The 9,636-nt window shown below is 75.3% G+C and carries 8 protein-coding genes and 3 pseudogenes; 3 read left to right on the top strand and 8 right to left on the bottom strand.

Going from position 1 to position 9,636, the window contains the following annotated elements:
* The 4 genes and pseudogenes from ACWCSD_RS39520 to ACWCSD_RS39505 all read right to left on the bottom strand — a co-directional run.
* Window positions 1–626 (bottom strand): annotated as a pseudogene (locus tag ACWCSD_RS39520) (polyphosphate kinase 2); the annotation flags it as partial.
* A 102-nt stretch (window positions 627–728) separates the two neighbouring features.
* Window positions 729–1,805 (bottom strand): phosphate ABC transporter substrate-binding protein PstS, encoded by a 1,077-nt coding sequence (gene pstS, locus ACWCSD_RS39515; RefSeq protein WP_449922562.1) that lies wholly within the window; start codon window positions 1,803–1,805, stop codon window positions 729–731.
* 68 nt (window positions 1,806–1,873) lie between these two features.
* On the bottom strand, window positions 1,874–2,581 hold the full coding sequence (locus ACWCSD_RS39510; protein ID WP_397164064.1) for an alpha/beta fold hydrolase: 708 nt from the start codon (window positions 2,579–2,581) through the stop codon (window positions 1,874–1,876).
* A 1-nt stretch (window position 2,582) separates the two neighbouring features.
* Window positions 2,583–3,341 (bottom strand): DinB family protein, encoded by a 759-nt coding sequence (locus ACWCSD_RS39505; RefSeq protein ID WP_449922560.1) that lies wholly within the window; start codon window positions 3,339–3,341, stop codon window positions 2,583–2,585.
* 72 nt (window positions 3,342–3,413) lie between these two features.
* Between ACWCSD_RS39505 and ACWCSD_RS39500 the strand changes: the two genes are divergently transcribed.
* Complete coding sequence (locus tag ACWCSD_RS39500; protein WP_358293426.1) at window positions 3,414–4,370, top strand: helix-turn-helix transcriptional regulator; 957 nt, start codon at window positions 3,414–3,416, stop codon at window positions 4,368–4,370.
* On the opposite strand, the gene nhaA is transcribed toward ACWCSD_RS39500, so the two are convergent.
* Both nhaA and ACWCSD_RS39490 read right to left on the bottom strand, forming a co-directional pair.
* Window positions 4,367–5,584: a Na+/H+ antiporter NhaA gene (gene nhaA, locus ACWCSD_RS39495; RefSeq protein WP_397164060.1), complete on the bottom strand. Its 1,218-nt coding sequence runs from the start codon at window positions 5,582–5,584 to the stop codon at window positions 4,367–4,369. The genes ACWCSD_RS39500 and nhaA overlap by 4 nt on opposite strands.
* A gap of 103 nt (window positions 5,585–5,687) precedes the next feature.
* A complete protein-coding gene (locus ACWCSD_RS39490) occupies window positions 5,688–5,852 on the bottom strand; it encodes a hypothetical protein (protein ID WP_397164058.1) in 165 nt (54 codons plus the stop codon).
* 173 nt (window positions 5,853–6,025) lie between these two features.
* On the opposite strand from ACWCSD_RS39490, the pseudogene ACWCSD_RS39485 reads away from it, so the two are divergent.
* A pseudogene (locus ACWCSD_RS39485) lies at window positions 6,026–6,349 on the top strand (YnfA family protein); the annotation flags it as partial.
* A 321-nt stretch (window positions 6,350–6,670) separates the two neighbouring features.
* On the opposite strand, the pseudogene ACWCSD_RS39480 reads toward ACWCSD_RS39485, so the two are convergent.
* Together ACWCSD_RS39480 and ACWCSD_RS39475 are read right to left on the bottom strand one after the other, a co-directional pair.
* Window positions 6,671–7,024: pseudogene (locus ACWCSD_RS39480) on the bottom strand (glycosyltransferase family 2 protein); the annotation flags it as partial.
* Window positions 7,021–7,992, bottom strand: coding sequence for an NAD-dependent epimerase/dehydratase family protein (locus ACWCSD_RS39475; protein ID WP_449922564.1), 972 nt, complete (start codon window positions 7,990–7,992; stop codon window positions 7,021–7,023). The gene ACWCSD_RS39475 and the pseudogene ACWCSD_RS39480, both read right to left, overlap by 4 nt.
* 137 nt (window positions 7,993–8,129) lie before the next feature.
* Between ACWCSD_RS39475 and ACWCSD_RS39470 the strand changes: the two genes are divergently transcribed.
* Window positions 8,130–9,500, top strand: coding sequence for a glycosyltransferase 87 family protein (locus ACWCSD_RS39470; protein WP_449922558.1), 1,371 nt, complete (start codon window positions 8,130–8,132; stop codon window positions 9,498–9,500).
* The last annotated feature ends 136 nt before the right edge of the window (window positions 9,501–9,636 follow it).

Here is a 9,636-nt window from a genome sequence, read left to right as displayed (position 1 = left end):
GCGAGCTGCCGCTGGGACATCGCCGGGCCGTACACGTCGACGGGGTTGCGGTCGAGCAGGTCCTCCAGGCGGGGCACCTGCTCCATGAACTCCAGGTACTCGTGCACGTCGCAGAAGCCCATGACCCGCTCGACGCCCGCCCGGTTGTACCAGGAGCGATCGAACAGCACGATCTCCCCGTTGGCCGGCAGGTGGGCGATGTAGCGCTGGAAGTACCACTGGCCGCGCTCGCGCTCGCTCGGCTTCTCCAGTGCGACCACCGTGGCGCCGCGCGGGTTGAGGTGCTCCATGAAGCGCTTGATCGTGCCGCCCTTGCCGGCCGCGTCGCGCCCCTCGAACAGCACCACCAGCCGGCGGCCGGTGGCCTTGATCCAGTACTGCAGCTTGAGCAGCTCGATCTGCAGCAGCCGCTTGTCCCGCTCGTAGATCTCCCTGGACAGGCGCTCGTCGTAGGGGTAGTGCTGCCGCCAGGTGTCCACCGGCCGCCCGTCGGCCCGCATCAGCACCGGATCGTCGTCGTCGCCGTCGTCCACCCACAACCCGGGAGTGGTGTCGAGCAGTTCGCTGTGCTCCGCGGCCGCCAGGGGGGCGAGGACCACGGGCTGCTCGTCGCCTGGACCGGTCATGCGGCCCGCGACCGGATGTTCGCGTTCATGGCGTCCTCTCTTCACCGGATGCGGCCGGCTAATCGTGCCGGCGGGCCCTATTCCGGAAATCCCGCGGGCCGTTCAGCTCGTCGCTCCCAGGCGGCCGCGTACCTGGGCGAGCAGGTCGTGCGGCAGGGGGGCGTAGCCGTACAGGGCCAGGTAGGACTGGCCGGCGTCGCCGGCGGCGTAGCCGAGGAAGGCGCGCGCCAGCGGGTCCGCCCGGCCCGCGCAGATGATCTCGTACGTGACCTGCACGATCGGGTAGGCGCCGGGGACCGGCCGCCTGTGGTCGAACGTCAGCACCAGCCCGCGCTCGCCGCTCTCGACCGTGGCGCCCTGCAGGGCCTTGCTGGCGTTCTCCGGCGACAGCGCGACGAACTCCCCGGCGGCGTTGCGCACGTCCGCGGTGCTCAGGCGGGCGCTGCTCGCGAAGCCGTACTCGACGTAGCCGATGGAGTCCCCGGTGTGCTGGAGCACCTGGGTCATGCCGCTGGAGCTGGTGACGCCCTGGCCGGCGCCGGTCCACGTCCTGGACGGCTGGTGCGGCCAGCCGCCGGTCGCCCGCAGGAACTCGGTGAGGTTCTGGGTGGTGCCGGACTGGCCGGAGCGGTGGAAGACGTGGATGCGGGTGCCCGGAAGGGGCTGGCCGGGGTTGTCGGCGGCGATCTCGCGGGCGTTCCACCTGGTGAGGCGCCCGGTGAAGATGCCGGTCAGGGTCGCCGGGGACAGCCGCAGGCCGGGCACGGAGGTCAGGTTGTAGGCCACCGCGACCGGGGCGACGACCATCGGCAGGTGCTCGGCCCGGCCGCCGCAGCGCCGGTCGGCCCGCGCCTGCTCCTCCGGGGTCATCGGCACGTCCGAGCCGGCGAACGCGCTGCGGCCCGCGATGAAGTCTTCGATGCCGCGGTCGGAGCCGTTGGCCTCGTAGACGACGCGCAGTTCGGGGTGGACGCGCTGGAACTCGCCGGTCCAGGCGTCCATGGCGCCCTTCTGCGCGGTCGAGCCCGAGCCGTGCAGCCACGCGACCACCGGCTCGGGAGCGGCGCCGTCCTCGCTGCTCATGCTCAGGAACACGGCCCCGGCCGCGGCGGCGGCCCCGCCGGCCAGAACGAGCACGGCGACCAGGACCGACTTGGCCCTCCATGTCAGCCTTGCCATTGCACAAGGCTATGAACCGGACGCGTCCGGACCCGTCATCCCTCGGTCAAGCCCTCGGACACGAAGGGTTACCTTGTGGCCAAGCCGTCCGGCGTCCCGTCGGCCGCGGCGGCCAGGAGGCGGGCCAGTTCGACCGGCTGGGTGAACATGGGCCAGTGCCCGGAGTCGAGGTCGACGAGGTCGAGGTGCTTGACCCGGGCCAGCTCCGCGTCGTCGCCGTCGTCGATCCACTCCCGTGCCTGCGCGGGGCTGAACTCGGGGCACACGACGACGGCCGGCACCCCGAACCGCCGCTCGTCCGTCAGCCGCACCACGCCCTTGGCCACCCCCTCGGGGACGGGGACCGCGGCGGCGGCGAACCTCCGCCTGGCCTCCTCGCCGAGGTCGGCCGCGTCCGGCCCCTCGAACGGCGCCCATCCCGGGAACGGCACGACGCCGTCCACGGCCTCGAAGAAGTCGGCGTAGGCGTCGCCGTCGGCGGCGGGGAAACCGCCGATGAAGGCGACCTTGCCCACCTTGTCCGGCCGCGCGTCGGCGGCCAGCCAGGCCAGCGTGCACGCCGCGGAATGGCCGGCCACCAGGGGTGTTCCGTCGGCCGCGTCCACGGCGGCGAGCACGGCCGCCACCTGGTCGGCGAGCGTGGCGGCGGCGTTCCCGTCCCCCTGGCCGGGGAGGGCGACCGGCACGGGACGGTGGCCGAGCGCCTCGATCGCGGGCGTCACCTCGTCCCAGGCGGACGCGTCGAGCCAGAGGCCGCCGATGAGCAGGATGTCCATGTCAGTCTTCTTTCTCCAGTGCGTTCAGGTCGCGTTCCGCGTAGAGCCGGTGTTCCCATTCCTCGCGCAGGACGATGTGCAGGCACTCCTTGAGGGGGAATCCGGCCAGCCGCGGCCAGCCGGGCTCGTCGCGGGTGACGTGTGAGGCGAGCAGCTCGGGCGTGAGCGAGGCGACGACCCGGCCGACCATCGCCCGGCGGTCCCGGCGGACGGCGAGCACCTCCGCCAGCGGCGGCCGGGCCGCCCGGTCCCACGGGACGCCGTCCCAGCCGGGCGCCTCGTCCCACGGCAGGTCGAGCGGGTGCCACGGCGAGGGGTCGCCCAGGATCATCCGGCCGACCCAGGCGGCCGAGGCGAAGTTGAGGTGCCGCAGCGTCTGGACGAAGGACCATTCGCCGTCGACGCTGCGGTGCAGCGCCGCCTCGGGGAACGTCGCGGCGCGGGCGAGGGTGCCCGCCCACAGGCGGTCCAGGATCGCCCACGCCTCGCCGAAGCCTTCGGGGTCGTCGGGGCGCATCTTGGCGCGTTCGGGCATGCGGCGGTTCAGCTCGGCCTCGACGAGAGGGGCGATGTCCACGCCGTTCACCACGACGTTCCGCAGCTCGCCGCTGATCTCGACGTCGACGAGCTCGGCGCCGCGCACCCGCACGCCGGACAGGTCGGCCGCGCGCACGCGGACGTCGCGCACGCGCAGCCGGGTGAACGTGGCCCGCCGCACGCTCACGTCCTCGACGTGCGGGTCTTCCCGGGAGTCGGTCATGACGCCACACGGTAGGCGGTATTCCGGACGTTCTACTTCCGGTACCTGCCGGAACCGCTCTAATCTGCTCGGGTGCCGACCGAACTCAGCCCCACCGCGCGGGCCCTGCGCGCCATGGAGGTCCTCCGGCAGCGTCCCGGCGTGACGGCCGGGGAGCTGGCCGCGGCCCTGGGCGTGACCGAGCGCGCCGCCCGCCGGTACGTCGGGATCCTGCGGGAGGCGGGCATCCCCGTCGAGTCGGCCAGAGGCCCCTACGGCGGCTACCGGCTCGGCCGCGGCACCAGGCTGCCGCCGGTCGCCTTCACCGAGCCCGAGGCGCTGGCCCTGGTCATGGCGGTGTTCGACGGCCAGCCGGCCGCCACCGACCCCGACGACCTGGTGGGCACCGCCCTGTCCAAGGTCATCCGGGCCCTGCCGGAAGGCGTCGGACGGCAGGCCGCCGCGCTGCGCGAGCACGCCTCCGCCGCGCCCGACCGGTACGCGGCCCGTCCCGGCGTCGCCGTGACCAGCGCGCTGGTCGCCGCGTCCGCGGCCCGGCGGCGCGTCCGCATCGCCTACCGGAGCGGATCGGGCACGGAGTGGGAGGCCGAGGTCGACCCCTGGGCGGTCGTCGTCCGGTACGGGCGCTGGTACCTGCTGTGCCACTCCCACCGCGCCGGCGCGATCCGCACCTACCGGGTCGACCGCGTCCGGGCCGTCCACGAGACCGTCCACGGCTTCCGGCCGCCCGACGGGCTGGACCCGGTGGCGGCGCTGGAGGAGAACCTGGGCGCCGGATGGGCGTACGCGGCCCGCGTGGTCTTCGGCGCGCCCCTGGCCGAGGTGGCGCCCTGGGTGCACCCGCCCATGGGACGGCTCGAACCGCATGACGAGGGCTGCGTGCTGGTCGGCAGCACGGGCAACCCGGCCATGTACGCCCAGGAGTGGCTGCCGGCCGTGCCGTTCCCCTTCCGCGTCGAGGGCGGGCCGGAACTGCGCGCGGCGGTCGCCCGCCTGGCCGCCCGCCTGGCCGCCGCGCTGCCCGGTTAGGCCGCCGCTTGCCCGGCCGTACGGTGCCGGCGGACGCGCGCGCCGAGGATCAGGGCGGCCAGCACGGACGCCGCCGCCGAGGCCAGCAGGATCGCGCCCTTGGCCTGCGTCAGGTGGGCCGGCCCGGTGTAGGAGAGCTCGGCGATCAGCAGCGAGACGGTGAAGCCGATGCCGCCCAGCACGCCCACCCCGGCGATGTCGCTCCAGCCCAGCCGCGGGTTGAGATGGGCGCTGGTGAGGCGCGCGGTGAGCCAGGCGGCGCCGACGATGCCGAGCGGCTTGCCGGCCAGCAGCCCGGCCAGCACGCCCCAGGTCACGGTCCCCGTCCAGAAGCCGCCCGCCCCCGACAGGGAGATCCCGGCCGACAGCAGCGCGAACACCGGCAGCACCGCCCCGGCGCAGAACGGCCGCAACGCGTGCTCGGCGCGCTGCGAGGGCGGCTCCTGCTCGCCGGCGCGCGGGCTGGTGCGCATCAGCAGGCCCATCGCGACGCCGGCGATGGTGGCGTGCACCCCGCAGGCGTGCACCAGCGCCCAGATCAGCACGGCGAGCGGCCCGTACAGCAGCCACGCGGGCAGCGCGCGGCGCACGGCGGTGACCGCCCGGCCCCGCCCGTGCTGCAGGTACGCCCACACGCACAGCGCGGCGGCGGCCCCCGCGAGGGCGGCGAGGTTCAGCCCCGAGGTGTAGCCGACGGCGATCACGACGACCGCGCACACGTCGTCCACGGTCGCCAGCGTCAGCAGGAACGTGCGCAGCGGGGCGGGCAGGCCGCGGCCCACGACGGCCAGGACGGCGAGCGCGAAGGCGATGTCGGTGGCCATCGGCACGCCCCAGCCGCGGGCCGCCTCGCCCGGCGCGGCGGCGTTCACCGCCAGGAACAGCAGCGCCGGGACCACCACGCCGCCGAGCGCGGCCACCACGGGCAACGCGGCGCGGCGCGGGTCGCGCAGCTCGCCGTGCACGAGCTCCTGCTTGAGCTCGTTGCCGACGATGAAGAAGAACACCGCCAGCAGCCCGTCGGCGGCCCACGCCTGCGCGCTCAGGCGCAGGCCCAGCCACTCCGGGCCGAAGGACCACGTGCGCAGGGCCTCGTAGGAGCCGGCGAGGGACGAGTTGGCCCAGGCCAGCGCGGTCAGGGCGGCGACGATGAGCAGGACGCCGCCGACCGCGTCGGAGCGCAGGGCAGTGATGATCCGCGAGGAGGCAGACATGAAGGGAGAACTCCAGGACGGTACGGGTAACGATCGGGCCGCCTATGTGCGGCCCGGGCCTCATGGCGACCCGCGCACCCGGATCACGTCCGGGTGCGGGCGCTCAGCGGACCTGCGGCGGGCGGATGCCCGCGATCACGCCCCACGTGCTGACGTAGCCGTTCGTGCCGACCGGACGGAACTCCAGCGGGCGCAGCGGGCGGGCGTGCCGCTCGCGCGCGAGGTGGAGGCAGGACGGGAAGTGGAGGCAGGAGCGGAATTCGCGCACCTTGCCTCCCTTTTGTCCAATCGTGTCCCCCTCCTACCCTACAAGTTCCCGCCGCCCCTTGAATCCGGTACCCGGGTACGGGGTTACCGTCGGGACATGACCGCAGACCTGCCCCTCTCCCCCGGCTGCCCCCTGCCCGCCGCCGCCCTCGCGGATGCGATGTACTGACCGTCATGACGATGATCCGCTCACTGCTGCTGTTCGCCCTGGCCGCGCTCGCCGAGATCGGCGGCGCGTGGCTGATCTGGCAGGGCGTGCGCGAGCAGCGCGGGCTGCTGTGGATCGGCGGCGGCGTCGTCGCCCTCGGCCTGTACGGCTTCGTCGCCACCCTCCAGCCGGACGCCAACTTCGGCCGCATCCTGGCCGCCTACGGCGGCGTCTTCGTCGCCGGGTCCCTGGTGTGGGGCATGGTCGCCGACGGGTTCCGCCCCGACCGCTGGGACGTCATCGGCGCCCTGATCTGCCTCGTCGGCGTCCTGGTCATCATGTACGCCCCCGCGCCTGAGCCCGGCCCCGGGGCGCGCGTCCGCCATGACGCGGCGCATGTCGGCGACGGCCCGCAGCGTCCCGCGCAGGGTGCCGGTCACCTTCGAGCGGCCCGCGCGGGGCAGGTAGTCCACGTCCGTCTCGCCGATCCGCCAACCGGCCGCCGCGGCGCGCAGCACCGTCTCCAGCGGGTAGCCGAAGCGGCGGTCGGCCGTCCCGAGCGACAGCAGCGGCACGCGGGCGGCCGCCCGCATCGGCCCGAGGTCGCGCAGCGCCACCCCGGCGCGACGGCGCAGGCTCCGGGCCAGGACGGCGTTGCCCAGCCGGGCGTGCCCGGGCCAGACGCCGGCGCCGCTCGGCCGCCGGCGGCCGAGCACGAGGTCGAGCTCCCCGCCGAGGACGGGCCCGGCCACCCGGGGCAGCTGGGCGGGATCGAGCGAGGCGTCGGCGTCCATGAAGCAGACCAGGTCGGCGGAGGAGGCCAGCAGCCCGGCGTGGCAGGCGGCCCCGAACCCGCGCACGGGCTCGGCGACCACCCGCGCCCCGAACTCGCGGGCGACCCGCGCCGAGCCGTCGGTGGAGCCGTTGTCGACGACGATCGGGCGGTAGCCGGCGGGCATGCGGCCGAGCACCCAGGCGAGCGCGGCCTCCTCGTTCAGGCAGGGCAGGATCACGTCGATCGTCATGACCGGGCGAACTCCGCCATCCCGGACTCGAACCCGACCGCGGCACGGAAGCCGAGCTCGGCCTCCGCCCGCCGGGGCGAGGCGACGATGTGCCGGACGTCGCCCAGCCGGTAGCCGCCGGTCACCCGCGGGCCGGGGCCGCCGCACCCGGCGGCGAGCACGCGGGCCATCTCGCCCACGGTGCGCGGCGCGCCGGAGGCGATGTTCCAGGCCCTCAGCCCGCCGGGCGGCAAGGACGCGGTCAGGGCCGCCAGGTTCGCCCCGGCCACGTCCCGCACGTGGACGAAGTCGCGGAGCTGGCGGCCGTCCTCGAACACCGCCGGCGCCCGGCCGGCCCGCAGCGCCGAGCGGAAGATCGCGGCGACCCCGGCGTACGGGGTGTCACGCGGCATGCGGGGCCCGTAGACGTTGTGGTACCGCAGGGCCGCGACGGTCCCGCCGGTCTCCCTGGCCCAGTTGGCGGCCAGGTGTTCCTGGGCGAGTTTGCTGGTGGCGTAGGCGTTGCGCGGATCGGGCGGGGCGTCCTCCTCGATCGGCGCCCAGCGCAGGGGCTCGCCGCAGCGCGGGCAGGGCGGCTCGAACCGGCCGCCGTCCAGGTCGTCCGCGGTCCGCGGACCGGGCCGGACGTCGCCGTGCGCGGCGCAGGCGTAGCGTCCCTCGCCGTAGACGACCATCGAGGAGGCCAGCACCAGCCGGGTGATCCCGTGCCTGGCCATGGCGGCCAGCAGCACGGCGGTGCCGAAGACGTTGACGCAGGCGTAGGCGGGCAGGTCGGAGACGTCCACGCCCAGGCCCACCTTGGCCGCCTGGTGCACGACGGCCTCGACGCCGGGCAGCAGCGCGTCCAGGGCCGTGGCGTCGCGCACGTCCGCGCCGGTCCGCGTGTCGAGGCCGACGACGTCGTGACCCGCCGCCTCCAGGGCCTCGGCGACGTGGCCGCCGATGAAACCGGCCGAGCCGGTGACCATCACTCTCACGCCGCCGACGGTAACCGCCGGGCCGGGCGGACCGAAGCCGCGTTCGCGGTTCGTAAGGGTTCTTACGAACGACGAACGTGAACCGCCGCGGCGGCCCCGGACCGGCCTGCGGATGCGAGGCTGCCGCCGTGAACCGGAACACGACGGCGGCCGCCGGGACGCTCGCCGCCCTGGCGGCCGTGGTGCTGCGGCTGGTGACGGGCCCGCCCCACCTGGGCTGGTACCTGGCGGCCTGGGCGCTGTTCGCGGCCGCGCTGTGGCAGGCCGCCCGGCTGCCGGAGCGGCGGACGGCCGTCCTGGTCCTGGCCGGCGGGATCACGCTCGCCGCGACCGGCCTGGCCGCCCCGCCGAGCAGCAGCACCGACTCCTTCCGGTACGCCTGGGACGGCCGCGTGCAGGCCGCCGGCGTCTCGCCCTACGACCACCCGCCGGCCGACCCGGCGCTCGTCCGGCTGCGCGACGACTGGCTCTTCCCGGCCGCCTGCGACGCCCCGTCCCTGTGGCCCCTGCCCGGCGGCGGCTGCACCCGGATCAACCGCCCCACCGAGCCGACGATCTATCCGCCGGTCGCGCAGGGCTACTTCCTGCTGGTCCACTGGTTGTCGCCGGATGGGGTGCGGCACAAGGCGCTCCAGCTCGGCGGCTTCGCGGCGGCGGTGGCCGTGCTGGCGATCCTGTGCCGGGCGGCGGGGGCCCGGCGGGCGGCGTACTGGGCGTGGTGCCCGGCCGTGCCGGTGGAGGCGGTGAACAACGCGCACGTGGACATGCTGGGCGTGCTGCTGGTGGTGCTGGCCTTCACCGCCGTGCGGGGGCGCGGCGCGCTGCTCGGCGCGGCCGTGGCGGCCAAGCTGCTGCCCGTGACCGCGCTGCCCGGCGCGCTGTCCGGGGTGCTGTCCGGGGTGCTGTCCGGGGTGCTGTCCGGGGGCCCGGGTGGAGGCTCTGGTGGAGGTGTGGCCTGGCGGCGGGTGCTCGGCGTCGTCGGGCCCGCCGGGCTCGTGATCGCGCTGTCCTACCTGCCGTACGTGCTGGTCTCGGGCGCCTCGGTGGCGGGCTACCTGCCGGGTTACCTCAAGGAGGAGCGCTACGACGGGCCCGGCGGCGGGAACCGATATGCCGTCCTGCGGCTGTTCGTGCCGGACGGGTGGGCGCCCTGGGCCGCGGTCGCGCTGCTCGTCCTGGTCGTCCTGGCCGTCCTGCGGTACGGCGACGCCGACCGGCCCTGCCGCGGCGCGCTGCTGGTCAGCGGCTCCCTCCTGCTGCTGTTCACCCCCGGCTACTCCTGGTACGCGCTGCTCGTCGTCGCCCTGGCCGCGCTGGACGGACGGTGGGAGTGGCTGGGCGTCGCCCTGGCCGGCGCGGTCGCCTACACCGCCGGCCCGGCGGCCCCGGGCACCCCCGGCACCCCCGCGTACGCCGTGGCCGCCCTCGTCGTGCTGGCCGGCTGGGCCGTACGGCGGTCCCGCGGCGATCACCTGCTGTCATCGGCACGGAAGGACTGAGGAAGCTGAGTCGTCCCACGTTCGAGCACCTGCCGCAGATCGTGCTCATCGCCAAGGAGCCCGTGGCCGGGCGCGTCAAGACCCGGCTGACGCCCCCGTACAGTCCGGCCGAGGCCGCCGCGCTGGCCGAGGCCGC

Source organism: Nonomuraea sp. NPDC001684 (assembly GCF_053596515.1).
The sequence above is the reverse complement of the archived record's forward strand: the minus strand, read 5'-3'. Positions and strand labels throughout refer to the sequence as shown.